The organism is Achromobacter sp. SIMBA_011 (assembly GCF_046535435.1).
In the GTDB taxonomy this organism is placed as follows: Bacteria; Pseudomonadota; Gammaproteobacteria; order Burkholderiales; family Burkholderiaceae_B; genus Achromobacter; species Achromobacter dolens.
In genome coordinates this window covers 479,807-504,952 of sequence record NZ_JAWRWN010000003.1, presented here as the reverse complement: position 1 = coordinate 504,952, position 25,146 = coordinate 479,807, and the positions used below count along the sequence as shown (strand labels likewise).

22 protein-coding genes and 1 tRNA gene are annotated in these 25,146 nt (G+C 65.7%); 13 read left to right on the top strand and 10 right to left on the bottom strand.

The genetic code is table 11. From position 1 onward, the window contains the following. Positions 1-49: 49 nt before the first annotated feature. The 3 genes from SB816_RS15390 to SB816_RS15380 are packed head-to-tail and all read left to right on the top strand — an operon-like array spanning position 50 to position 1,883. A complete protein-coding gene (locus SB816_RS15390; protein ID WP_054504095.1) occupies positions 50-835 on the top strand; it encodes a hypothetical protein in 786 nt (261 codons plus the stop codon). After that, complete coding sequence (locus SB816_RS15385; RefSeq protein ID WP_054504096.1) at positions 836-1,219, top strand: thioesterase family protein; 384 nt, start codon at positions 836-838, stop codon at positions 1,217-1,219. After that, positions 1,194-1,883, top strand: coding sequence for a hypothetical protein (locus tag SB816_RS15380; RefSeq protein WP_144655092.1), 690 nt, complete (start codon positions 1,194-1,196; stop codon positions 1,881-1,883). The genes SB816_RS15385 and SB816_RS15380 overlap by 26 nt, the downstream gene beginning before the upstream one ends. Before the next feature lie 77 nt (positions 1,884-1,960). Here SB816_RS15380 and SB816_RS15375 read toward each other — a convergent pair. The 4 genes from SB816_RS15375 to SB816_RS15360 form a co-directional block, all read right to left on the bottom strand. Then, positions 1,961-2,036, bottom strand: a tRNA-Ala gene (locus SB816_RS15375). 70 nt (positions 2,037-2,106) lie between these two features. Beyond that, positions 2,107-2,889, bottom strand: coding sequence for an exodeoxyribonuclease III (gene xth, locus SB816_RS15370; protein WP_064523698.1), 783 nt, complete (start codon positions 2,887-2,889; stop codon positions 2,107-2,109). 95 nt (positions 2,890-2,984) lie between these two features. Continuing rightward, positions 2,985-3,296: an addiction module antidote protein gene (locus tag SB816_RS15365; RefSeq protein ID WP_054504099.1), complete on the bottom strand. Its 312-nt coding sequence runs from the start codon at positions 3,294-3,296 to the stop codon at positions 2,985-2,987. Next, positions 3,293-3,607, bottom strand: a complete 315-nt coding sequence (locus SB816_RS15360) for a type II toxin-antitoxin system RelE/ParE family toxin (RefSeq protein WP_144655091.1) — start codon at positions 3,605-3,607, stop codon at positions 3,293-3,295. Before SB816_RS15360 ends, SB816_RS15365 begins: the two co-directional genes overlap by 4 nt. 426 nt (positions 3,608-4,033) lie before the next feature. On the opposite strand from SB816_RS15360, the gene SB816_RS15355 reads away from it, so the two are divergent. Further along, positions 4,034-7,375 (top strand): AAA domain-containing protein, encoded by a 3,342-nt coding sequence (locus SB816_RS15355; protein ID WP_410547243.1) that lies wholly within the window; start codon positions 4,034-4,036, stop codon positions 7,373-7,375. 28 nt (positions 7,376-7,403) lie between these two features. Here SB816_RS15355 and SB816_RS15350 read toward each other — a convergent pair whose 3' ends face one another. Continuing rightward, positions 7,404-8,180 carry a 3-oxoacyl-ACP reductase gene (locus tag SB816_RS15350; protein ID WP_064523701.1) on the bottom strand — a complete coding sequence of 259 codons (777 nt, stop codon included), beginning with the start codon at positions 8,178-8,180 and terminating at the stop codon, positions 7,404-7,406. 107 nt (positions 8,181-8,287) lie between these two features. Further along, positions 8,288-9,091 carry a FadR/GntR family transcriptional regulator gene (locus SB816_RS15345; protein ID WP_064523704.1) on the bottom strand — a complete coding sequence of 268 codons (804 nt, stop codon included), beginning with the start codon at positions 9,089-9,091 and terminating at the stop codon, positions 8,288-8,290. Positions 9,092-9,427: 336 nt separating this feature from the next. Between SB816_RS15345 and SB816_RS15340 the strand changes: the two genes are divergently transcribed. Then, the gene (locus SB816_RS15340) at positions 9,428-10,861 is read left to right on the top strand and encodes an aldehyde dehydrogenase family protein (protein ID WP_410547242.1); all 1,434 of its coding nucleotides are present in this window, start codon (positions 9,428-9,430) and stop codon (positions 10,859-10,861) included. 110 nt (positions 10,862-10,971) lie between these two features. After that, positions 10,972-11,676: a riboflavin synthase subunit alpha gene (locus tag SB816_RS15335; RefSeq protein ID WP_410547241.1), complete on the top strand. Its 705-nt coding sequence runs from the start codon at positions 10,972-10,974 to the stop codon at positions 11,674-11,676. A 52-nt stretch (positions 11,677-11,728) separates the two neighbouring features. Here SB816_RS15335 and SB816_RS15330 read toward each other — a convergent pair whose 3' ends face one another. Both SB816_RS15330 and SB816_RS15325 read right to left on the bottom strand, forming a co-directional pair. After that, the gene (locus tag SB816_RS15330; RefSeq protein ID WP_410547240.1) at positions 11,729-13,222 is read right to left on the bottom strand and encodes a M81 family metallopeptidase; all 1,494 of its coding nucleotides are present in this window, start codon (positions 13,220-13,222) and stop codon (positions 11,729-11,731) included. Between the two features lie 18 nt (positions 13,223-13,240). After that, positions 13,241-14,542 carry an MFS transporter gene (locus SB816_RS15325; protein ID WP_054504106.1) on the bottom strand — a complete coding sequence of 434 codons (1,302 nt, stop codon included), beginning with the start codon at positions 14,540-14,542 and terminating at the stop codon, positions 13,241-13,243. A 169-nt stretch (positions 14,543-14,711) separates the two neighbouring features. Between SB816_RS15325 and SB816_RS15320 the strand changes: the two genes are divergently transcribed. The 3 genes from SB816_RS15320 (at position 14,712) to SB816_RS15310 (ending at position 18,079) form a co-directional block, all read left to right on the top strand. Continuing rightward, on the top strand, positions 14,712-15,626 hold the full coding sequence (locus SB816_RS15320) for a LysR family transcriptional regulator (protein WP_144655087.1): 915 nt from the start codon (positions 14,712-14,714) through the stop codon (positions 15,624-15,626). Positions 15,627-15,852: 226 nt separating this feature from the next. After that, positions 15,853-16,437 (top strand): spermidine N1-acetyltransferase, encoded by a 585-nt coding sequence (speG, locus tag SB816_RS15315; protein WP_049074529.1) that lies wholly within the window; start codon positions 15,853-15,855, stop codon positions 16,435-16,437. Between the two features lie 550 nt (positions 16,438-16,987). Beyond that, positions 16,988-18,079, top strand: a complete 1,092-nt coding sequence (locus tag SB816_RS15310; protein ID WP_410547239.1) for an HNH endonuclease — start codon at positions 16,988-16,990, stop codon at positions 18,077-18,079. A gap of 191 nt (positions 18,080-18,270) precedes the next feature. Here the strand turns inward: SB816_RS15310 and SB816_RS15305 are convergent, their stop codons facing one another. Then, positions 18,271-20,739: a heavy metal translocating P-type ATPase gene (locus SB816_RS15305; RefSeq protein WP_175188925.1), complete on the bottom strand. Its 2,469-nt coding sequence runs from the start codon at positions 20,737-20,739 to the stop codon at positions 18,271-18,273. Between the two features lie 98 nt (positions 20,740-20,837). Here SB816_RS15305 and cadR point away from each other — a divergent pair, with 98 nt between their 5' ends. Then, a complete protein-coding gene (cadR, locus tag SB816_RS15300) occupies positions 20,838-21,272 on the top strand; it encodes a Cd(II)/Pb(II)-responsive transcriptional regulator (protein ID WP_006386392.1) in 435 nt (144 codons plus the stop codon). A gap of 125 nt (positions 21,273-21,397) precedes the next feature. Then, the gene (locus SB816_RS15295; RefSeq protein WP_064523713.1) at positions 21,398-21,991 is read left to right on the top strand and encodes a nitroreductase; all 594 of its coding nucleotides are present in this window, start codon (positions 21,398-21,400) and stop codon (positions 21,989-21,991) included. Positions 21,992-22,046: 55 nt separating this feature from the next. Here the strand turns inward: SB816_RS15295 and SB816_RS15290 are convergent, their stop codons facing one another. Continuing rightward, positions 22,047-22,373, bottom strand: a complete 327-nt coding sequence (locus SB816_RS15290; protein ID WP_054504110.1) for a hypothetical protein — start codon at positions 22,371-22,373, stop codon at positions 22,047-22,049. Positions 22,374-22,866: 493 nt separating this feature from the next. Between SB816_RS15290 and SB816_RS15285 the strand changes: the two genes are divergently transcribed. Further along, entirely contained in the window at positions 22,867-24,099 is a 1,233-nt protein-coding gene (locus SB816_RS15285; protein WP_026382699.1) for a 3-methyl-2-oxobutanoate dehydrogenase (2-methylpropanoyl-transferring) subunit alpha, read from the top strand. 3 nt (positions 24,100-24,102) lie between these two features. Beyond that, positions 24,103-25,146, top strand: coding sequence for an alpha-ketoacid dehydrogenase subunit beta (locus tag SB816_RS15280; RefSeq protein ID WP_054415994.1), 1,044 nt, complete (start codon positions 24,103-24,105; stop codon positions 25,144-25,146).

Here is a 25,146-nt window from a genome sequence, read left to right as displayed (position 1 = left end):
GTGCATGCATTCACTCAAGTGCTTTCAGGGATTTTCAGGAGATTGAATCGTGATTATCGAAAAGCAATGGCACCAGGTAAAGAACGTGCTGCAGGCCAAACTGGACGACATATTCTCGATTGCGCCCGACGCCACCACCGAGTTCGACAGCTTGCTGGCCCATGAAGAGATCAATGCGCTGGGTTACGTGCGCAATTTCCCGCACCTGACCTGCGTCATGTGCTCGATAGAAAAGGGCGAGTTGCTGGGGTTCGCGCGCGGCCAGCGCAAGCTGGACCAGGATTTCAAGGCGCTTTGCGCCGACGTGGCGCTGTTGCCGGCCACCTGCTACAAGGTCTACCTGGGGCTGCAAGGGCAGCACCTCGAAGACGCGCGGGTGGAGTCCTGCATCGCGCGCTGCTTCCGGCACGAGGACAAGGCGCTGGATCGTTACCGCGCTTTCAACTTCACCATGAAGGAATACGTGTACCTGGGCACCGCGCAGGGCGCGCAGGCGCACCTGGAAGCGGGGTACGACCGCCTGTTCTCCCTGTTCGCGCAACTTGGGATCAGCGCGGGTTGTGAAGAAGCCAACGATCCCTTCTTTGATTCCGGCAGCGCCGTGGCGCGCCTGTCGGCGCTGACGCCCACCAAGCGTGAGCTGGTGTTCGACGGCCACGCCGTGTCGTCGCTGAACTATCACCGCAACTACTTCGGAGAAAAGTTCGATATCCGCCTGGCCGACAGCTTCGTGCATACCAGTTGTGTCGCGTTTGGGCTGGAGCGATGGATCTCCATGTTCAAGGATCGTTTCGGCAATGCGGCGGATGCGCTCGCCGCGCTGGAGCGCGCCTAGATGGATGGCCCGACGCTACAGGCGCAGGCGCTGTTCGAGACGGGACAGCAGTTCACGAAAACCTGCATGGTCGATGCCGCCGCAAGCGCATTGAACTATGGAGGAGATCGGGATGTGCTGGCCACCCCGGTGATTGTCTATTGGATCGAGTCTTACGCGACCGAGTGCATCCGGCTGGCGGGCGACGGGCGCTGCGGGTCGGTCGGGCATGCGGTCAGCGTGCGCCACGTTGCGCCCGCGCACCCAGGCAGCGCGGTGCGGCTGACGATCACGGTGGAGGCGATGTTCGGCCATTCCCTGCGGTTCAGCGCCCGCGCCGTGGCGGGCGAGGCCGACACCCTGATCGCGACCGGCACGCATGACCGCACCCTCGTCGAACTTTGATGTCACGGTAGTGCTGGGCCGTCCCGATCCGGTGCTGGTCGGGCGGGCCGCGCGCGCCCCGATCCTGCGCACCCGGTTAGGCAAGCCGTACCTTCCCGGCCTTGCCGGTTTCGGCGTGAGCCACAGTGCCGGCGTGCAGGCGCGGCTATATGCCAATCGCAAGTATGTGGGCATTGATATCGAGCATCTGGACCGGCCCGATCTGGCCGCCCGCCAACGCCGCCTGGCGGCTTGGCTGGCGCGGCGGGACCTCGTCGTGGTGGACTTCCTGGTCGGCTGGGTCGCCCGCGAGGCTTGCGCAAAAAGCGTGGGGCTGGGGCTGTTGCACGCGCTGCCGCGCTTGTCCATCGCCTGGGCCCGGCCTTGCGGCCAGGACGGGGCGCAAGAAATCGGCCTGGTATTGAGCCGCTGGCGATTCGTCGCGCGGTGCGAGCGTGTCGGCAGGGTGCTGCTATGTGTGGGTTACCGGGAGGAATATGGCAAGCCCGCCATATCCTTGCTGCAGCCCGGCCTTGGCGCAGCCGGCGCCGTGGCCGGTAGTCCCGTGGTCGGTAGTCCCGTGGTCGGTAGTCCCGTGGTCGGTAGTCCCGTGGCCGGCAGCCCAACGGCCGCCAGCCTTTCAGTCGTGGGTACTGGCCGGATCCTGGGCGCGGGCCGGAAATAGTCAGGCCAAGCGACCAAACAAAAACAGCGCCTTAAGGCGCTGTTCCGGACTTGCCCAGATCACTCTGGAGATTGAATTGGTGGAGCGGAGGAGGATCGAACTCCCGACCTTCGCATTGCGAACGCGACGCTCTCCCAGCTGAGCTACCGCCCCAAATCAAGCAAGAGCGCAACTATACAGGAATTTCCGCGCGCCGTGCAAGCCGGCGCGCAAGATTTTTGGCTCAATCGAACGTCAGCGTGGCCACCACCGGCGCGTGGTCGGACGGCTGCTCGTTGCGGCGCGGCTCCTTGTCGATCACGCAGGCGGTGCAGCGCTTGACCAGCGGCGCCGACAGCAGGATGTGGTCGATGCGCAGGCCGGCATTGCGGCGGAACGCGAATTGGCGGTAATCCCACCACGAAAACGATTTCTCGGGCTGCTCGAACAGGCGGAAGGAGTCGGCCAGACCCAGGTCGATCAGCTCGCGCAGCGCCTGGCGCTCGGGTTCGGAGACCAGCACCTGGCCTTCCCATTTCTCGGGGTTGTGCACGTCCTCGTCGGCCGGCGCGACGTTGTAGTCGCCGAGCACCGCCAGGCGCGGGTACTGCTTGATCTCGTCGGCCAGCCAGGCGCGCATGGCGGCGAACCATTCGAGCTTGTAGGCATACTTGTCGGAACCGACCGATTGGCCATTGGGGCAATAGGCGCAGACCACGCGCACCTCGCCGTCGGCGCTGGGGAAGGTCAGGGCCAGCACGCGCTGCTGCGGGTCTTCGTAGGTGGGCAGGTTGCGCACCATGGACGTGCCCGGCACGCGCGACACGATGGCGACGCCGTTGTAGGTCTTCTGGCCGGCCCAGACGGCGTGGTAACCGGCTTCCTTGAAGGCATCCTCGGGAAACTTGTCGTCGGTCAGCTTCAGTTCCTGGATGCACAGCACGTCGACGGGATTGGCGCCCAGCCAGTCCAGCACTTGCGGCAGGCGCACGTTCAGGGAGTTGACGTTCCAGGTGGCTAATTTCATGGGGGGAATGCAGTTTATCGTTGCGGAAGGTGGGAGGGATTCTCTAGGAAATCTTGGTTTCCGGCTACTGGCCCGGCCACGCTCGTCATGCGTGCCTAGGCCGGATGCTTGGCCTGGACGACGAGACGCACGCCCAATGCCTTGCATACCTTGGCGATGGTGTCAAAGCGCGGGCTCGCGCCAGCGCGCAGGGCCTTGTATAGCGATTCTCGGCCAATGCCAGTCGTCTCGGCAATTTGCGTCATGCCACGAGCGCGCGCGGCAACTCCCAGCGCCTGGGCAAGCTCACTGAAGTCTCCGTCCTCGATCACCTGCGTCAAGTAGGCGGCGATGTCCTTGTCGTCGCGCAGGTAACGCGCGGGGTCGAAGGTGGGCAGTTCGGAAACCTTGATCGTTTTCTTGCTCATGATTGGTCTTCTTCGTCGTTTCTCAGGGCCCGCGCCAATTCCTTGGCCTGTTTGATGTCACGGCTTTGTGTGCCCTTGGTGCCGCCACCCAGCATGACGATCAGCACATTGCCCCGTTCGACGTAATACATGCGCCAGCCGGGGCCAAAGAACTCGCGCATCTCGCTCACGCCCTCTCCGACCGGTTTCACATCGCCCAGCAAACCCCGTGCGGCCTTTTCAAGCCTGCGGATCAGGCGGGCCCGCGTAGTCGGGTCTGTCAGGGTGTCGAACCAAGCGTCGAACTCTGGCAGCGGCTTTATGTGGTACATGGGTAGTGTATTCGATCGGATACTTTTTTGACAAGCGGATCGGCGAAGTGATGCCGGTGCCTGACCTGCACGACATGCCTGCGGGTAGCGCTCGAATGAGTCGCGTACCACTGGAAGGTGTGGCCAATGCGCGAGCCAAGGCATTGAACCTGCGGGTAACTAATGCCCTGTCGGCAGTCTAGCAACGGAAGCAGTGGGTTTTGGCGAGTCGTCCCTTCTGGGCGTCCGAAACCGTGGGAAGCGTTGACGGGCAGCGCTTCACGCATGGTTCACTCCTTTCTGTAATTTGCGCGAACAAATGGCGGGTTCCGTTCAAACCGGAAAGCCACCGCATCCGTATAAATTATTATCAATTTGTATAATTTAAAAAACGCCAATATCCGACTTTTATCGGAAGTTCCGCAGTCCTGAAAAGAGAACAAAACAATGGCAGAACAACAGCAGGGCCGGCAGCCTGCGATATCTCAAGCCCCGCGAATATTAGGGTTCTGGCGCGCCGTCGAGGCGTGCGTCCCGCAAAAGGCCGAGAAAGCCAATCCCTCCCACCTCACCGAGCCTGTCTACCGGTTGCGCGCGGACGAGTCCTTGCCCTGGTTCGATCCAAAACACCGGGCCAAACGCATTGCGCCGCGCCTTGCCTGGCGCTACACGCTGCAGGCGGGGCTCTACGAGATCGAGCGGTTTGCGGCATTGCTGGAAGTCAAGGTTGGTTCGCACGAGGATGTATTCGACGAGCGCCGCCCCAGTGGCCAAGGCCGCCTCTTTGACCTGGCTTTCGACGAAGACGGCTATCCTCTGCCACAGAGTTTTGTGCTGTCTCTGGCATGTTGGGCTGCAGGGCAGATCCTGCATTACCCTGACGGCATCGCGGTGCTGGAAGAGGGCGGCAGGATCGTCACCGCCGGCTTGCCAGAGGCCAATCCCGAGATCCCGAGCCCGAACAGCGGCTATGCGGGCTTCGACATGCTGGTCCGCCGGCTTATGCAGTGGCTCGTCGGCGCCACGGCCGCGGCGCGAGAGAAAAAAGCGCCGCCCACCCGTGCCTGGCTCGATGCGTTGAGCGGGCGCATTGCCGCCCTTTGTCTACTGCCCGAGGGGATGATCTCCTCGACCCACGCCGCCAAATGCGTCCAGGTCAAGAGAGCCGAAGCGACGGGAGATCAGGGCACGTCCGATCCCCAGCCGGGCGATGATCTGCTGAATAGTTTCTTTGTGGGCGATCTCAACGCGCTGCGCCGAGCCTGGGTCGATGGCAATGTCGGGAAAGGGCTGGCCGAATATATCCAGGCGGCGGCAAAGGTGGATCCTGCGCGCGTGGATCTGCGCGAGGCTCATGGAGTGGCGACTGCCTTCGCGGCGTTGAATCCTCCGGCTTTTCCTGCGGGAAGTTGGCCTTCGGATCATCCGCTTGCGTTCAGCCAGCAACTGGCCGTCAACGAACTGTGGCGCCAGCTCGAAGCCAAGCCTGGAATTTTTGCGATCAATGGACCGCCGGGCACGGGCAAGACCACCTTGCTACGCGATGTGGTGGCGGCGGTTGTCACTGCGCGCGCGGCGCACCTTGCCCGGTTGGGAGGGCAGGCCTTTGCCGGGCGGACGACAAAGAAACTGGGTGAATTCTGGTGCAACTATCGACCGTTGCACGCTGACCTGAGCGGGTTCGCCATCGTTGTGGCCTCGGCCAACAACGGCGCGGTGGAGAACATTTCGCTGGAACTGCCTGGCGTCAAGGCCGTACCCGCCGATGCGGCCGGGCGCAGTGCGCATCCGGATGGTTATTACCAGTGCCTGGCCGGCAACGTCCTGGGCAATGCCGCCTGGGGCCTCCTGGCCGCGCGCATGGGATCGAAGGCCAACCGTGGCGCGTTCATGAACAGCTTCTGGTGGAAGAATCCCCCAGGCGTCCATTCCAGGAAAAATCAGCCGGACGCGCAAGACGATCCCACGCAAGCGGCGCTTCTGGCTCGATGGGACGCCAATCCCTTTGTCGAGGGCGGGGAAGGGCTGCGCTATCACCTGAGCCGGATCATCGACGGCGGACGCAAGCCGGTGATCGGTTGGGCACAGGCCGTGGCCCGGTTCGAACAGGCGCAGGAGGCCGAACGTCAATGCCGAAGCGTCTTGGAGGCGAACGCGAAACTTCCGGAGGCCGTCGTCAAGGCGCGCGCTCAGGCCGAGGAACTAGAGCGTGGCGCGCGAGCTATCGAGGTCGAACTCGCGGCGCGACAGGCCGCGCTGCCGACGCTACGGGAGCGCGTCGACGACCTGCGAGCGCGGATGGCCGGCGCGCTTAAGCAGTGTGCGGCGGCACAAGCTGAATTGGCCAGCCACGATCGGGCCAGGCCTGGATTGCTGATCTGGCTTTCGACCTGGGGACGCTCGCACCGGGATTGGTGGAACAGGCGCAGCCAGATCGATGCTCAAGTCAGGCAATCCAGGGCCGATCACGATGCCCTGGCCGCGGAGTGCAAGAAGGCCAAGGCGGCTCATCAGGATGCGGCCGGTGGGGACGAGAAGCTTAGGACAGCCTTGCGGCAAAAGCAGGTCGCTCATCAGGAGGCATTGGACCGGCTTGACGCTGCCAGGCATGCATGTCTGCAGGCAATGCAACGCTTGGGGGCGTACTGGCCGCAATCCAGCGCCGATGACGCCGCCCGCGAATTGTCTTCGCCCTGGTCAACGCCGGCTTGGCGCCGCGCGCGGCAAGATCTGTTTCTGGCCGGATTGGATGTGCATCGCGCTTTCATCGAGTCACATCCCCAGGAGATCATCGACAACCTTGGCTTGGCCTCGAACTGGCTCCAAGGTAAGGGCATGCCTGAAGACATGGCGCGGGTGGCGCTCGGTAGCCTCGCGCTCGTGGTGCCGGTGATTTCCACGACCTTTGCCTCGATTCCTCGCATGTTCCATTCGCTTGGCCGGGAGTCGATCGGCTGGCTTTTGATCGACGAAGCCGGCCAGGCGCTGCCACAACAGGCCGCCGGCGCCATTTGGCGCTCGGCGCGCACCGTCGTGGTGGGCGATCCCAACCAGCTTGAACCCGTGCTGGGCATGCCGGCGGCGGTCGAGGGCGCACTGGCTCGGCACTATGGAGTACCTCGGGATTGGTGGCCCAGCTTCACATCGGCGCAGTGCCTGTCGGATCAGAGCATGTCGATGGGGACCTGGCTGCCTGGCAAGGAGAACGGGAAAGTCTGGGTCGGTTCGCCTCTGCGTGTGCACCGCCGTTGCGATGATCCGATGTTCTCCATCAGCAACGACATTGCTTATGACGGGCTGATGGTTCAAGGGAAATCGCCGTCCGCCCATTCGTGGCCGCATTGCCATTGGATCGACGTACGCGCGCAAACCAGTGTGGGCAATTGGGTGCCCGAGGAAGGGGAGGCTGCCAGGAAGCTATTGCGGTCGTTGCAGGCTGAGCATCAGGTCGCGCCCAAGGATATTTTCCTGATCTCGCCGTTCAAGGATGCGGCGACGCAACTGCGCGCGATGGCCCGGATGCTGGGACTCGACCCTGCCAAGACCGGGACGGTGCACACGACCCAGGGCAAGGAGGCCGAAATCGTTATCCTGGTGCTGGGCGGCAACCCGCAGCGCCCGGGGGCCAAGGATTGGGCTGCGCAAAGCTCCAACCTGCTCAATGTGGCGGTCAGCCGGGCCAAGGCCCGGCTGTATGTGATCGGCGATCGTGCCGCTTGGGGCCAACGCCCCTATTTCCGCGTTCTTGACCAGCGCCTTGGTATCGGCAGCGAGCCGCCCTCGCATTAACCACATTCGTCGACGCGACGCGGCCGCATCACCCCTTGACCAGCCCCCCGTCCACAATCAAATTCTGCCCGGTCACCGCGCGCGACCACGGGCTGGCGAAAAACAGCACCGCGTCGGCGAACTGTTCGGGCGTGGTCACTTCGCGCAGCGGCGTGCTGGCGGCGATCAGGTCGAACACCGCCGCCGGCGTGGCGGCCGAGGCGTCGGTGGTGCGCAGCAGCCCGCCGGACACCATGTTGACGGTGATGCCGTCCGCGCCCAACTCGTGCGACAGCGTGCGCGTGAACGCCAGCAGAGCGGCCTTGGCCGCGGTGTAGTCGTGGTACGGCACCACCGGGTTCTGGACCAGGTTGGTGCCGACGTTGATGATTCGGCCGCCGCCGGCGGCGCGCATCGACGGCAGCACGGCCTGGGTGGTGTTCAGGGCGGCGCGCACGCTGCCTTCCAGTTGCGCGTTCATGCGCGCCCAGTCGAGCGTGTCGGCGTGGGGGCGGGCGTCGCCGTCGAACTGGAAGGCGGGCAGGGCGTTGTTGACCACGGTGCCGACCGGCCGGCCGAAATGTTCGCTGGCGCGCGCCACCATGGCGGCGACGGCCTCGCCATCGCGCACATCGGCCTGCACGGCCAGCGCGCGGTCCGGGGCGGTGGCGGCCAGTTCGCGCGCCGCGGCGTCGCTGTTCAGATAATTGATGACCACCCGCGCGCCTTCTCGCAGAAAGGCGCGGGCAATGGCCGCGCCCAGGCCGCGGCTGGCGCCGGTGACGATGACGAGTTGCTGGTCCAGGGGGAGGGGAAGGCTGGGCATGGTGGGAATCAGGCGGAAATCAGGCAGTGAATCGGGTCAGGAAAAATGCGGTGGCGCCGGACGGACCGCATGAGCCGCCGCGCGGGCGGGGCAGCGCCGGCGCCGCCTCAATGTTCCGAGCCGCTGTTGAGCATGCGGCTGCGGGCTTTTTCGATATGCGCGCGCATGATGTTGCGGGCGCCCTCGGCGTCCTGTTCGCGGATCAGGCGGTAGATCTGGCGGTGTTCGTCGATGGCGGCGCGGGTGCGCTTCCAGGGTTCGCTGTGGACCAGGTGGCGCATCATGTTGACGGCGTGGCTGACGTCGTACTCCAGTGATTTGAGCACCTGGACGAAGCGCTGGTTGCCGGTGGCCGCCGCGATCGCGCGGTGAAAGCCATAGTCGTGATGGTGGGCGATGGCGCCGGCGGCGTCGGCGGCTTCGTAGCCGGCCAGCATGCGGTCCATTTCCAGCAGGTCGTCGTCGGTGCGGCGCAACGCGGCCAGGTAGGCGCATTCCGGTTCGATCACCATGCGCAATTCCAGCCCTTCCAGGATGTGGCCGACGCGGCGCGCCGGGTCGACGGCGGGCATGCCGCCCATCAGGTCGGGCTTGGCGCGCACGTAGCTGCCCGAGCCGCGCACCGACTCGACCAACTGGTCTTCCCGCAGGCGGTCCAGCGCCTGGCGCACCACCGGCCGCGATACCTCGAACAGCGCGGCCAGTTCCAGTTCGGTCGGCAGCTTGGCGCCCGGCGCGATCTTGCCCGTGGCGATGGCGTAGAACAGGCTTTCGTAGACCCGTTCGGCGAAGCGTTCGGCGCGCACGTAGCCCAGGCCCGAGGCCACTTCGGCCAGGACCTCGAGTTCCGGCCGCGGCCGGCTGGCCGCGGTGAGCAGCTTGTCCAGCTGCGGATCGCGCACTTTGCTCATTGACTTGCTCCCATGGCGCGGGCGCCGGGTTTGTTCGGTGTCATGACAAATCTGACCAGGCGTCCCGCCGTGGGACGAACGCCTTATGGTTTTGAAATCCTAGGGATAACCCGAGTTGGACGAAAAATATCCTGAAGCGTGGGGCGAAAGCTGTCAATTCAATTGACAAATTGTGGGGCGCTCCCTTACCTTGGATGGATCCGCAGCACCCCCATAACCACACCGCGCGCCACCGACGCCCGGGTGGCGCGATCCGGCTTCGCCGGCCGCGCCAGGAGACCCCCGCATCCGCGCGTTCCGCAATCGGCCAACGGCCGCTACTTTACTCCGCACACCGTGACTCAGAAGAACTTTATCGCCAACCAATGGGTGCCCGCCGCCAGCGGCGAAACCATCCCCGTGCTGAACCCTTCCGATGGCAAGGCGTTCGATGCCATCGCCCGCTCGGGCGAGGCGGATGTGGACCGCGCCGTGATCGCCGCGCGCGCGGCCTTCGAGGGCGAGTGGGGCCAGATGGCTCCGGCCGCCCGCAGCCGCCTGCTGATGCGCATCGCCTTCGCCTTGCTCGATCGCCAGGAAGAACTGGCACAACTGGAATCGGCCGACGCCGGCAAGCCGATCAAGCAGGCCCGCGCCGACGCGGCCGCCGTGGCGCGCTATTTCGAGTTCTATGCCGGCGCGGTCGACAAGCTGCACGGCGAGACCATTCCCTATACCCCGGGCTTTACCGTGCTGACCGTGCGCGAAGCGCATGGCGTGACCGGCCACATCGTGCCGTGGAACTATCCGCTGCAGATCTTCGGCCGCAGCGTCGGCGCGGCGCTGGCCGCGGGCAACGCCTGCGTGGTCAAGCCGGCCGAGGACGCCTGCCTGTCGCTGCTCAAGGTGGCCGAGATCGCCGCCGAGGTGGGCCTGCCAGCCGGCGCGCTGAACATCTGCACCGGCTACGGCCACGAGGCCGGCGCCGCCTTGTCGGCGCACCCGGGCATCGACCACATCTCGTTCACCGGCTCGCCGCAGACCGGCAAGATGGTGGCGCACGCCGCCGCCGAGAACCACGTGCCGGTGACGCTGGAACTGGGCGGCAAGTCGCCGCAGATCGTGTTCGATGACGCCGACCTGGACGCCGCCATGCCGGTGCTGCTGGCCGCCATCATCCAGAACGCCGGCCAGACCTGCTCGGCCGGCAGCCGCGTGCTGATCCAGCGCGGCGTCTACGAGAAAGTGCTGGCGCGCCTGGGCGAGGCGTTCTCGGCCACCGTCACCGGCCCGGCCGCGCAGGACCTGGACGTCGGCCCGCTGATCAGCGCCCGCCAGCACGACCGCGTGCGCGGCTTCCTGGCCGAGGCCGAAGCCGAGGGCCTGAAGGTCGCCGCGCGCGGCAAGCTCAAGGACGGCGCGCCCGACAGCGGCTTCTACCAGCCGCCGGTGCTGTTCCGCGACGTGCCGCCCAAGAGCCGGCTGGCGCAGGAAGAAGTGTTCGGCCCGGTGCTGGCCGCCATGGTGTTCGACACCGAGGAGGAAGCGCTGGAAATCGCCAACGGCACGCTCTACGGCCTGGTGGCCGGCGTCTGGACCCGCGACGGCGGCCGCCAGTTGCGCCTGGCGCGCAAGCTGCGCGCCGGCCAGGTGTTCGTCAACAACTACGGCGCCGGCGGCGGCGTCGAGCTGCCGTTCGGCGGTTCGCGCCAGTCGGGGTACGGCCGTGAAAAGGGCTTCGAGGCGCTGTACGGCTTCACCACCCTGAAGACCATCGCCATCCGCCACTGATCCGGCGGCGGCCGGGCGCGCCGCCCCGACAGGGGCGGGCGCCCGGTGGCAAAATATCGGTTACCTTTGATGTTTTGCCAGGGGCGCCACGCCCCGTATCCAGGATCAGCATGTTCACCGGTATTGTCCAAGGCACCGCGAAGATCGCGAAAATCGCGGACCGCGAAGGCCTGCGCACGTTTACGCTGGCGTTTCCCGACGGCTTCTGCAAGGACCTGGCGGTCGGCGCCAGCGTCTCCACCGACGGCGTCTGCCTGACGGTCACCGAAATCCTCGACGCCAACCAGGCCACCTTCGATGTCATGCTGCAAAGCCTGGCCATCACCACGCTGGGCAGCTACCAGGAAGGCGACCGCGCCAACGTCGAGCGCGCCGCCAAGGATGGCGCCGAGATCGGCGGCCATCCGCTCTCCGGCCACGTCGATTTCACCTCGGAAGTGGTGATGGTGAAGTCCTCGGACACCAACCGCCTGATGCGCTTCAGCATCCCCGAGGCCTTCCGCAAGTACGTGTTCGCCAAGGGCTACATCGCCATCAACGGCGCCAGCCTGACCGTGTCCGAGGTCAACCGCGCCGAAGGCTGGTTCGAAGTCTGGCTGATCCCCGAGACCCGCCGCATGACGGTGTTCGAGGACAAACAGGTGGGCGACCACGTCAACATCGAGATCGAGCGCAGCACCCAGGTGGTGGTGGACACCGTGCGCGAGACGGTCCAGGACAGCCTGGGCAAGCTGCAGCCGCTGCTGGAAGCCATTCTCAAGGAAAAAGGGCTGACGCTGGAAGATTTCGTCAGCCCGCAGGGCAAGCTCAAGTAGGACGCGGCCGTCCGCGTTCCATCCGCGTTCCGTTCAAGACCAGGCCGCGAATTCAAGCCGCGAATGCCGGCCCCATCGGCTTGATGCGGATGCCCGGTTGCAGCCGGGTCCAGGGCAGGTCGGCGGGATCGGCCTGCATCGGGCCCGGGGCCTTGGCCACCAACACCTCATGCGCGATGGGCTGGAAGTCGGCGCGGAAGTGCACCGAGCTTTTCACCACCAGGATCGCCATCTCCTCGGGCTGCACGCCGCCGACGCGGAACAGGTTGCGGTCCAGCATCTGCGACTTGGTGGCGCTGACCACCACGCGCACGCCGCCCAGGCGCAGCCCGGCCACCGCCTCCAGGTCCACGTCCATGCCGTTCATCATCGGGCCATCGAAGCGCAGTTTGCCCGGCGACAGCGTCTCGACCACGAATTCGCCCTCGAACGGCGCGTCGCCGGCCACGCCGGACTGGCCGCCCAGGCGCAGCTTCACCTTGCTGCCGATGCCGGCGGCGGTCGCCTGGCGCACGGCCTCGGGATCGTAGAACAGGCCCAGCGCGGCGTTCTGCGCGTCGGCCTCGACCAGCGCGCGCAGCATGCCGGTGGTGTTGGCGTCGCCACCCGCGCCCGGATTGTCCTGGGTGTCGGCGATGACCACGGGGCGCGACGCGCCCGCCGCCAGCGCCTGGGCCCGCTTGACGGCGTCGGCCGGCGCCAGGAAGTCGGGCGACCATTGCGGTTCCAGTTCCAGCACGCGCTGGTACAGCGCCTCGGTCACGCGTTCGACCGCGTCGGCGTCGGTGCCGTAGGCCCACACCACCGGGCCGCATTCGGGAAAGTCGGCCGCGGGAAAGCCCGGCGCGAACGAGATCGAGGCCACGCCCGGCGTCCGCTCCAGGCGTTCGAGTTCTTCGTACACGCCCTGTGACGGCTGCAGCATCGTGCACATGCCGTTGATGGGGATCAGGAACGGCAGCCGGCGTTCGGCGCGCACCCACTTGTCGCCGGCCGCGACGCGCGCGGCCAGCAGGCGCGCGGCGTGCTCGCCGGTCACCGCCATGTCCACGTGCGGGTAGGTGCGGAACGCGGCCAGGCCGTCGGCCTCGCGCAGCATCCGCACGGTGACGTTGGCGTGCAGGTCCAGGCTGCCGACCACCGGCACGCCGGGGCCGACCAGCGCGCGCACCCGCGCCAGCAGTTCGCCTTCGCCGTCGTCCAGGTGTTCGGCCACCATGGCGCCGTGCAGGTCCAGGTAGATGGCGTCGAAGCCGCCGGCGCGCGCCGCCTCGACGATCTCGCCGGCGATGCGTTCGTAGGCGTCGCGGGTGACGTGGGCCGACGGGCTGGCGCCGGCCCAGATCACCGTGCGCACGGTGTGGCCCTGCGCCAGCGCGGCGTTGATGAAGCCGCCGGCGGGGATGTTGACCTCGCGCAGCGCCAGCATGTCCTCGCCGCGCACCATGGCGGGAAAGCCCTCGCCGCGCACGAAGTTCTCATAGGCCGCCTTGGACGGCGCGAAGGTATTGGTCTCGTGCTGGAAGCCAGCCACCAGAATGTGCATGATCGATTCCTTTGAGCGTCAGGCGCGCGCGGGCGCGGATTGGGGAGGACGGTTCACCAGCAGCAGCAGGGCGCCGGCCACCAGCAGGGCGGAGATCGCGTACAGGCCGCCAGCCAGGCTGCCGGTGGATTCCTTGACCCAGCCGATGATGGACGGGCTGAGAAAGCCGCCCAGCAGGCCGATGCTGTTGATCAGCGCGATGCCGCCCGCCGCGGCTTCCCCTTGCAGGTACTGCGACGGAATCGCCCAGAATACCGTGTAGGCGGCCCACATGAAGCCGGTGGCCAGCGTGATGGCCGTCAGGGATAGCGCGAATTGCGTCGGCGCCGCGGTGGCGATGCACAGCGCCACGCCGGCCAGCAGCGCCGGCACCAGCGTGTGCCAGCGGCGTTCGCGCAGGCGGTCGGAACTGCGCGCGAACCCCAGCATGAAGACCGCCGCGGCCACGTACGGGATCGCCGAGTACAGGCCGATCTGCATGGTGTCCTGCACCCCGGCCAGCTTGAGCAGCGTCGGCAGCCAGAAGCTGACGGCGTAGATGCCGCAGATCAGACAGAAGTAGGTCAGCGCCATGCCGTAGATGGCCGGGTCGCGCAGTACCTGGGCGAAGGCGTGCTTCTTGTGCGCGCCGCGGCTGTCCAGGTCGGCGGCCAGCAGCGCCTTCTCCTCGACGCTGAGCCAGCGCGCCTCGGCCGGCTTGTCGTCCAGGTAGCGGAAGGCGATGACGCCCAGCAGCACACAGGGCAGGCCTTCGAGCAGGAACATCCATTGCCAGCCGTCCAGGCCGTGGGCACCGGAGAAGGCCGTCATGATCCAGGCCGAGACCGGGCCGCCGACGATGCCGCCGATCGGGCCGGCCAGCATCACCACCGCCATGACGCCGGCCATGCGCGATTGCGAGTACCAGTAGGTCAGGTAGAAGATCATGCCGGGGGCGAAGCCGGCCTCGAACACGCCCAGCATGAAGCGCAGGACGTAGAAGCTCCATTCGCCCTGCACGAACAGCATCGAGGCCGAAGTCAGGCCCCACAGCACCATGATGCGGCTGATGGTGCGGCGCGCGCCGATGCGCGTCAGCAGCAGGTTGCTGGGCACCTCGAACATCACGTAGCCGAGAAAGAAGATGCCCGCGCCCAGGCCGTAGACGGCGTCCGAGATGCCGATGTCCTGCTGCATCTGCAGCTTGGCGAAGCCGATGTTGATGCGGTCCAGGTAGGCGAACACATAACAGAGCAGCAGGAACGGCAGCAGCCGCCAGGTGATCTTGCGGTATAGCGGACCCAGGCGCGGATCGGCGCCTGGCGTGGCCTGATGGGGCATTGCGTGTCTCCTCGCGGGCGGGTCTGCGCCCGCCGCGGTGGGTGGGATGGCGGCGGGGCCCGGGCGGGTCCGCGCGGCGTCCATATTGCGAGCACACTGTGTTCGAAACAATGACCTGGGTGATAAATTGTCGTTGCCTTCAGAGCAACGGAAAACAGAAGGGGAAACCATGGCGGAAATCAGCCAGACGCGGCTGAAGTACTTCAACGAGGTCGTGGCCTGTGGCTCGATCCGCGGCGCGGCCGACAAGCTCGGCACCGCGCCCTCGGTCATCAGTCGCCAGATCCAGTTGCTGGAAAAGGAACTGGGTGTGGCGCTGTTCGAGCGCCGCGCGCGCGGACTGACGCCGACCGAGGCCGCCGACATGCTGCTGGAATACCACCGCGCCTGTCGCGCCCAGCAGGAACACCTGAACACGCGCCTGCAGGAACTGCGCGGCATGCGGCGCGGCAACGTCCATCTGATGATCAGCGAGGGCTTCATCGACAGTCTGATGGAGCACGTGGTGGGGCCGTTCTGCATCGAACACCCGCGCATCAACGTCAGCGTCAACGTCGGCTCGGTCAACGAGGTGGTCGAGGCGGTGGCCACGGATGCCGCGCACATCGGCCTGGCCTACAACCCGCCGGTCGATCCGCGGCTGCGCTGCCGCGCCAGCCGCAAGCATCCGGTCTGCCTGCTGGCGGTGCCCGGCCATGCGCTGGCGCGGCGCCGCGCGCCGCTAACCATCGCCGACATCCTGCCGTATCCATTCGCGCTGATGTCCGCGCCGTATGGCTTGCGCCAGGCGGTCGACCTGCTGGAATTCACGGAACGCATCCACCTGACGCCCAGCCTGACCACCAATTCGCTGCGCGTGCTCAAGCAGTACGCGATCAGCGGCGCCGGGGTGACGCTGATGCCGAACCTGGGCGTGCACCACGAATTGGCCAGCGGCGAACTGGTGGCGCTGCCGATCGCGCATCCGATCCTCAGCGCGCCGGAGTGCCAGATGCTGCTGCGTCTGGGGCGGCCGCTGTCATCGGCCGCCAACGAGGTGGTGCGTCGCATCGAACAGCGCCTGCCGGCATTCGCGGCGCCGTAATGGCGGCATGTGTGCCAAGGGCAGGGGGGCAATGCCCGGCCCGGGCTGCGGGTGGATTTCGTTACGGATGGCGGCGCGTGAATATTGAAAGTTCCAGTATTCATGCGCTTTTTCAGCCATTTTTCTGCTGTAGGTCAATAAACAAGCCATTCTTCTAGTGAAATCGCCATGTAATGGGCTTTTCGGGGTGGTGTCAGCTACAATGGCAGCACTTTCGGAGGTTTCTATGTCGGTAATATCCGATATCAAAATACGCCCCCTGGAGCGCGGCGACCTGCACTTCGTGCACAAGATCAACAATAACGACGTCATCATGCGTTATTGGTTCGAAGAGCCCTACGAGGCCTACGACGAACTGGTCGCCCTCTATGACCGCCACTTGCATGACCAGAACGAGCGGCGCTTCATCATCGAGCACGACACCGGTCAGCCGGCCGGCCTGGTGGAACTGGTGGAAATCGACTACATCCACCGCCGCGCCGAATTCCAGATCATCATCGCGCCCAGCTACCAGGGCCGCGGCTACGCCAAGGCCGCCACCCGCATCGCGGTGGGCTACGCCTTCCGCGTGCTGAACCTGCACAAGGTCTACCTGGTGGTGGACAAGGACAACCGCGCCGCCGTGCACATCTACGAGCGCTGCGGCTTCCAGATCGAAGGGCTGCTCAAGGAAGAGTTCTTTTCCAACGGCGCCTACCGCGACGCCTACCGCATGGCGCTGCTGCAGCACGATCACCTGCGCGAAGTCGGCCCGGGAGCGCCGGATGCGCCGGTGCTGCGCGACTGGCCGCAGGAAGAACAGACGGGCTGACGGGCGCGTCATGTACGGGCTTGAGGGGCATGATGGCCCCTCCGCTACGATGCGTCGTTCGTGGCGTTTTCCCAAAACGCGACCGATTGAACGGATTGCGCCCGATGTCGCGAAAAAGATGGATATTTTCTGACAGTTGAGGATCACCGCCACCAGTTGCTGGCAATTGAATAACTCCAGCATGCTCTCGAGTGGGAAGTAAGGCGTCTCAGTCTATATCCGGTGATTCCCGGCGAGGCTGTCCTTTTTTTTTCGTGACTAGTCCAGGAGTTGGGTTTCGGCTTCCTCCAGCGCTGTCGAGGTCCGGGCGCGCAGCCTGCATGGCCTGCCATCACAATAGCCGACAGCTCGCAGAAGTTTTCACGCGAGGGCTCCTCGGGCGATCTGGCGAAATTAAGGTGATGGACACGGGTTTTGGCAGCGAATCGGCGGTGTCCGTGCCCCCGGGCCATCTCGCTCGCTCGGGCGGGCAGGGCGTAGAACTACTGGCGTACATTTCTGTAGTGCTGGTGGAAATCCAGTTGACGTTTTAACAGTATGGAAAACACGCATGAAGATGCCGATGAAAGTCGAGGCGCAATTCAAGAGTTTCCTGTTGGCTGAGCTAGCCAAAGCGAAAAGCTTCGGGTACACACCGTCCAAACTTCTAGGGGATATCGAAGTCGACGGGGCGTATAACGCCACCGCTCGGCTGCTAGGTAAGCCGGACCCGACGGATGGCTACGGTACTTTGGTGACTAACAATCATCCTCAACTCACACTTGAGGCGCTCGTGTTGGAGCACGAGTGGCACGAATACTTCGATGACGCCCTTTTACAAATAGCTGATAAGAGATTGCGATTGTCTAAGTACATTCCTAGAGTCATGCTCCGCCGTACAGATGTGCTCTTGTCTGTTGAGTGGGCAAATACTATCGAACACATTCCTCTTAACTTGGCATCACTAAGCACACGTACTGAAATTCAAACGATTGAACGGTCGAAGACGCTTGAGTGGGAAGCCTCTTATGACGTGCGTTGCATTGACATCGAACGGAATGTCGAGGGATGGGAAATCTCGCTGCAGTATGACTCCACATATCTTCGAAATAAGGTTCTGGCGAAAGATCCTACCTATGAGTGGGGTGTGACCCTACTGACTATCGATGCCGGGTTGTCAAGGGCATCTGCCGTGTTCACTCCCGAAGGTAACCACAAACAGATAACTGGAAAAGTCAGATTCTTTGAGACATCGCTGTACCAGAAGCTGAGTCGAGCTCAAATGGAGGTACTTTTGCGTCCTGGGCAGGCGGCTCTTCGTAAGCGTTTACTTAAGGACAGCACTCGGAATCGTTGTGCCGTTTCGAACGAATCCTGCCCGGACGTTCTCGAAGTTGCGCACATCGTCGACCATAGCTCTGGTGGTGTGGCCGGTGAACAAAACGCAATGCTATTGCGTGCTGACCTCCATAGCCTTTTCGATTCGGGTCTTCTAGTCATCGATAGGAGTGGCAGCATCACATTACGTCGTGTGCCACAGGGCTCCCTCTACCACGCAGAAAAGGCCTTATGGAATAAGCGCCTATCCGAGGTGGAGTTCGGGGCTGTAAAGGCTGCATTGCGGGAGCGTGAGCGACTGCTGGCCAAAACTGGTCCAGGTTAGGCATCCCTGTCTTGGTGGGGGGGCGCGGCTTGGAGGTTCAGTCAGAGGTGCGGCGAGCCGCGGCTTCACTTCATAAGTACTTGGGTCGCAGTAAGCTCTGTTCAAGAAGTCAGATAACGTCTGGTTCATTGCGCTGCAGTCGTTAATACGTAGTGCCGCTGTCGGCCCTGCTCATGCCGGACCCGTGGGTTTCAGTTCGCCGCCGGCGCGGCCCGCAGCAGCCGCAAGCCGTTGGCCACCACCAGCAGGCTGGCGCCGACGTCGGCGAACACCGCCATCCACAGCGTGGCGTTGCCGGTCATCGCCAGCGCCAGGAACACCACCTTGATGCCGAGCGCCAGCGCGATGTTCTGCACCAGCACGCGGTGGGTGGCGCGCGACAGGCGCAGGAAGGTGCCGATCTTGCGCAGGTCGTCGTCCATCAGCGCCACGTCGGCCGTTTCGATGGCGGTGCCGGTGCCGGCCGCGCCCATGGCGAAGCCGATATCGGCGCGGGCCAGGGCCGGGGCGTCGTTGATGCCGTCGCCGACCATGCCGACCTTGCCGGCGGGCGCCAGCTTGCTTTCGATGGCGGCCAGCTTGTCTTCCGGCAGTTGATCGCCGCGCGCTTCGTCGATGCCGACCTGGCGCGCGATGGCTTGCGCCGTGGGCGTGTTGTCGCCCGTCAGCATCAGGGTGCGCACGCCCAGCGCGTGCAGGTCGGCGATGGCGGCCGCGCTGGTGGGCTTGACCGTGTCGGCCACCGCCGCCAGCGCCAGCACGCGCTGGCCATCGCTGAGCGCGATGGCGCTCTTGCCCTGCTGTTCCAGTTCGTCGAAACGGGCTTCCAGTTTTTCGTCCGACACGCCCAGCTCGCGCATCAGGCGGCGGTTGCCCAACTGGAACAGCACGCCGTCCACCTTGCCGCTGACGCCACGGCCGGGCAGGGCGGTGAAGTCGTCCACGTCCAGCAGGGCCTGGCCGGCGTCGCGCGCGGCGTTGGCCACGGCCAGCGACACCGGGTGGTCCGAGCGCGCCGCCAGGCTGGCGGCAATCCGCGCCGCGGGTTGGCGCGTCAGGTCGGAGACGTCCCAGTCCTGCAGGTCGGTCTGCACCGGCTTGCCATGGGTCAGCGTGCCGGTCTTGTCCAGCGCCAGCCACTTCAGGTTGCGGCCTTCCTCCAGGTACACGCCGCCCTTGACCAGGATGCCGCGGCGCGAGGCCGCCGTCAGGCCGCTGACGATGCTGACCGGCGTGGAGATCACCAGGGCGCAGGGGCAGGCGATGATCAGCAGCGCCAGGGCGCGATAGATCGCGTCGAACCAGGGCTGCGCCCACAGCAGCGGCGGCAGCACCGCCACCAGCACCGCCACGCCCACCACGGCAGGCGTGTAGATGCGCGAGAAACGGTCGATGAAGCGCTGGGTCGGCGCGCGCGCGCCCTGGGCCTGTTCGACCGCATGGATGATGCGCGCCAGCGTGGTGTTGCCCGCCGCCGCGGTGACGCGGTAGTCGAACGAGCCGGCCGCGTTGACGGTGGCCGCATACACCTGATCGCCCTCGGCCTTTTCCACCGGCAGGCTTTCGCCCGTGATGGGGGACTGGTCCACCGCCGAGCGGCCGCTGACGATGAGGCCGTCGGCGGCGATGCGTTCGCCCGGTCGCACCCGCACCACGTCGTCGATCTGCAGTTGCGCCGCCGGCACCGATTGCCAGCCGCCGTCGGCCTGGCGCACGGTGGCGGTTTCGGGCGCCAGGTCCAGCAGGCCGCGGATGGCGTTGCGGGCGCGGTCGAGCGAACGGGCCTCGATCAGTTCAGCCACATTGAACAGGAACATCACCATGGCCGCTTCCGGCCACTGGCCGATCAGCACCGCGCCGGTGACGGCGATGCTCATGAGCGCGTTGATGTTCAGGTTGCCATTGCGCACGGCGATCCAGCCCTTGCGGTAGGTGCTGATGCCGCAGGCCAGGATGGCGGCGACCGCCAGCGCGGCGGTGACGCCCCAGTGCATGCCGGCGAAGTGCGAGGCTTCGGACAGCGCGGCAAGCACGCCGGCGCCGCCGATGGCCCACCAGTTCACGCGCGCGGCGGCCGGGGCCGGCGTGCGCGGCGCGTCGTCGGCCAGCGGTTCGGGCGTCATCCCCAGCGACTTGATGGCCGCGGTGATGCGGTCCAGCGCGCCCTCGGCGTGCACCACCGTCAGGATGCGCTGCATCAGGTTGAAGTCCAGCGCGTGCACGCCGTCGACGCTGTCGAGCTTCTTGCGGATCAGCGTTTCCTCGGTCGGGCAGTCCATCTGGCCGATGCGCAGGCGCGCCAGCAACTGGCCCGGGCCGGCCTGCAGCACGGCCGCGCCGCCGGCGGACATCTGGATGTTGCCGGCATCGTGGCCGCAGCAGGCCGAGGCGCCGTGGTCATGCGTCCGCGCATGGGCATGGCCGTGATCGCGGTCGTGGTCGTGGCTGTGATTGTGATCGTGATCGTGGCCGTGATCGTGATCATGGCCGGCGCCTTCGTGGCGATGGCCGGCGGCCGAGGCGGCCTTGCCTTGCGCGGGGCCGCAGCATGCGCCGGCGTGGTCATGCCCGCCGGACGCAGCCGGGGTCTTGGCGCCGCAGCAGGCGTCCGGTCGTCCGGAAGCGGTGGGATCGGTATGTTTGTTCGTTGCGCAAGACATTCGCGTTGCCTTTTCGTAAGCCATTGACCGTATTCCACACCTTGGAGTTACTATAGGGTCAACCCCCTTTAATCCATCGGATGCGTCCGGGAGGCATGATGCGTATCGGCGAATTGGCCACGGCGGCCGGCACCACGGTCGAAACCGTCAGGTATTACGAAAAGGAAGGGCTGCTGCCCGCCCCGGAACGGGGACTGAACAACTACCGCAGCTACGGCCAGCCCCACCTGGAGCGCCTGCGGCTGATCCGCAACTGCCGCGCGCTGGACATGACGCAGGACGAGATCCGCGCCATCCTGTCGCTGGCCGACAATCACCAGGCAGGATGTGGCCCCATTAATGAACTGTTCGATGAGCACATCTCCCACGTGGACGAGCGCATCGCCGAGCTGACCCAGTTGAAGACGCAATTGACCGATCTGCGCCAGCGCTGCCTGTCGGCGCGGCCCGACGCGGAAGACTGCGGCATCCTGCACGGCCTGTCGGAAATGCAGGTCGAGGAACGCCAGGAACGCCATACCCACCTCGGTTGAATCCGCCAGTCGCCATGCGCCGGGCAGGGGGATAGCCGTCCCCCGCGCGGCCATGGCGTAATATGAGAACCCTTCTCTTTCCCATTTGGGAAACCGCCAGAATCCTGTTACCTGTGCCTGACTCCATGACCCAGACCGCCACCGCCACGCCCCTGCATGCCATCACCTCGCGCCGTTCCGTGAAGTTCCTGCGGGGTCCGGCGCCCAAACCCGCCGAGCTTGAACAGATCCTGCAGGCCGCCATGTCGGCCCCCGACCACGGCGCGCTGCGCCCGTGGCGCTTCGTGGTGATCCAGGGCGAGTCCATCGGCAAGCTGGCCGACGTGGCGCTGGAAGCCGTCAAGCGCAGCGGCGATCCGCGCATGACGCCGGAAAAGGAAAAGTCGGTGCGCGAGTGGATGGCCGGCGTGCCGCTATTCGTCGCCGTGGCGCAGAAGATCGCCCACGACAACACCAAGATCCCCGAGGCCGAGCAACTGCTGGCAACCGGCTGCGCCACCATGAACATCCTGAACGCCGCCCACATGCTGGGCTATGGCGCGTTCTGGAGCACCGGCATCGGCACCTACGTCGAAGACGTGCAGGCGGCGCTGGGCCTGGATTCGCTCGACTACCGCTTCCTCGGCTTCCTCGCGATCGGCACGCCGGCGTGCGCGGTGCCGCCGGCCAACCGTCCGGACTACCGCGAGTTCGTCACCGAGTGGACCGGTCCGGTCTGAGGCGCGTCGTGGCGCAAAAAAACCGGCTGCTGGCCGGTTTTTTTGCGTGCGTCGCTTACCGTTGCGACGCGATGGGCCGGAAGGCCGCGCGCACGAGTTTCTCCAGGCCCCAGCCCACGGCATAGAAGAGGGCCAGCGTCGGCAGCCCGATCAGCAGGTAGCCGCCGACCCAGGACAGCTCACCGAGCAGCCGGTCCAGGTTCAGTTCGTGCAGCAGCGCAAGCTGCAAGGCCAATGGCAATTGCAGCAGCACGAAGCGGCCCTTGTCGTCGCCGTCGGCGGACAGTGCGCCGGCGATGCAGAGGATGACGATGGCGAGGTAAAGCGCGGCAAACACGATGCCGGTCCAGCTGAACCCTTTCGAGGCAGTCAATCGAGGCACGTCGGTTTCCAGGGGAATCGGAAGCGGCGAGTATAGAGGTCAACCCTGCCGGAGCCGGTGCGCGTGACCGGCGTGGCGGCATCCCCCATCGTCTGCTCACGCTCGAGGCAGCCCGCTGCAATTGGGCTAGATGGGTAAGCGTCTGACATTCTGTGCCGTTCAACCCGTCCTCGTTTTGGGGAAGATGGCTTCGGCGTCTCCGCCCTCCCAGGCCTTGGGGCAGCGCTGTCGGCACGGCGCCCCACCGCGGGCCATACCGGGCGGAAAGGGGTCTGCAATCCTCCGTCTCGCGCGGTGATTGGCGCCGCCGCGCGCGGCGAGCCACGCCCGGCGCGGCCCCTGTCTCGGGGCCGCGCCCTGTGCTACTCTGGCTCCCGGCCGTGCATGTTCATCCCTTTGCACAGGCCGACGATGGCAATGTCCGAGGTCACCCCCCCGGGCAGTGTCTTGGTAAGAAGAATGCGCATGACACGATCAAGCGTGGAGACAATTCATGAGCCAATACGGGCCGCTGAAGTTGCACGTCCCCGAGCCCACCGGGCGTCCGGGTTGCAAGACCGACTTTTCCTACCTGCGCCTGTCGCCGCCCGGCGAGGTGCCCAAACCCCCCATTGATGTCGCCGCGATCGACACCGGCAGCCTGGCCTACAGCCTGGTGCGGGTCATCGACGACGACGGCCGCGCCGTCGGCCCGTGGGCGCCGGAGATCAGCGACGAGCTGTTGCGCCGAGGCATGCGCACCATGCTCAAGACGCGCATCTTCGATGGCCGCATGCTGACCGCCCAGCGCAAGAAGAAGATCTCCTTCTACATGCAGAGCCTGGGCGAAGAGGCCATCGGCTCGGCCCACGCGCTGGCGCTGGAACAGGGCGACATGTGTTTCCCGACCTACCGCCAGCAGAGCATCCTGCTGGCGCGCGACGTGTCGCTGGTGACCATGATGTGCCAGCTCATGTCCAACGAGCGCGATCCGCTCAAGGGGCGCCAGTTGCCGGTCATGTATTCCGACCGCGAGAACGGCTTCTTCACCATCTCGGGCAACCTGGCCACGCAGTTCATCCAGGCGGTGGGCTGGGGCATGGCCTCGGCCATCAAGGGCGACACCCGCATCGCGTCGGGCTGGATCGGCGACGGCGCCACCGCCGAGGCGGACTTCCACACCGCGCTGACCTTCGCCCACGTGTACCGCGCGCCGGTGATCCTGAACGTGGTCAACAACCAGTGGGCCATCTCGACCTTCCAGGCCATCGCCGGGGGCGAGGGCGCCACCTTCGCCGGCCGCGGCGTCGGCTGCGGCATCGCCTCGCTGCGGGTGGACGGCAACGATTTCCTGGCGGTCTACGCCGCCTCGCGCTGGGCCGCCGAACGCGCCCGCCGCAACCTCGGCCCCACCCTGATCGAATGGGTGACCTACCGCGCGGGCCCGCACTCCACCTCCGACGATCCCTCCAAGTACCGTCCCGGCGACGACTGGAGCCACTTCCCGCTGGGCGACCCGATCGAGCGCTTCAAGAAGCACCTGATCCTGCGTGGCATCTGGTCCGACGCCGAGCACGACGCGGTGCGCGCCGAGCTCGACGCCGAGATCCAGGCGGCGCAGAAGGAAGCGGAAAGCTACGGCACCCTGGTGGACGGCCACGTCCCCAGCGCCGCCAGCATCTTTGAAGACGTCTACAAGGACATGCCGGAGCACCTGCGCCGGCAACGTCAGCAGCTCGGAGTGTGAGTCATGGCTATCGATAACAATGTTGGTCCGGCGTCCGCGCCGATGACCATGATCCAGGCTTTGCGCTCGGCCATGGATGTGATGCTGGAGCGTGACGGCAACGTGGTGGTGTTCGGCCAGGACGTGGGCTATTTCGGCGGCGTGTTCCGCTGCACCGAGGGCCTGCAGGCCAAATACGGCAGCTCGCGCGTGTTCGACACGCCGATCTCCGAAGGCGGCATCGTCGGCGTGGCGGTGGGCATGGGCGCCTACGGCCTGCGGCCGGTGTGCGAGATCCAGTTCGCCGACTATTTCTATCCTGCTTCCGACCAGATCGTGTCGGAAGCGGCGCGCCTGCGCTACCGCTCGGTGGGCGAATTCATCGCGCCCATGACCATCCGCATGCCCTGCGGCGGCGGCATCTACGGCGGCCAGACGCACAGCCAGAGCCCCGAGGCCATGTTCACCCAGGTCTGCGGGCTGCGCACGGTGATGCCGTCCAACCCCTACGACGCCAAGGGCCTGCTGATCGCGTCCATCGAAAACGACGATCCGGTCATCTTCCTGGAACCCAAGCGCCTGTACAACGGCCCGTTCGACGGCCACCACGACCGTCCCGTGACGCCGTGGACCGGACGCCCGGGCAGCGTGGTGCCGACCGGCTACTACACCGTGCCGCTGGACACCGCCGCGATCGTGCGGCCGGGCAACGCGCTGACGGTGCTGACCTACGGCACCACCGTGCACGTGTCGCTGACCGCGGCCGAGGAAACCGGCATCGATGCCGAGGTCATCGACCTGCGCAGCCTGTGGCCGCTGGACCTGGAGACTATCGTCAACTCGGTCAGGAAGACCGGCCGCTGCGTCGTGGTGCACGAAGCCACGCGCACCTGCGGCTTCGGCGCCGAACTGATCGCGCTGGTGCAAGAACACTGCTTCCATCACCTCGAAGCGCCCGTCGAGCGCGTGACCGGTTGGGACACTCCCTATCCGCACGCGCAGGAATGGGCGTATTTCCCCGGCCCGCGCCGGGTCGGCGAAGCGTTCAAGCGCGCGATGGAGGTGTGA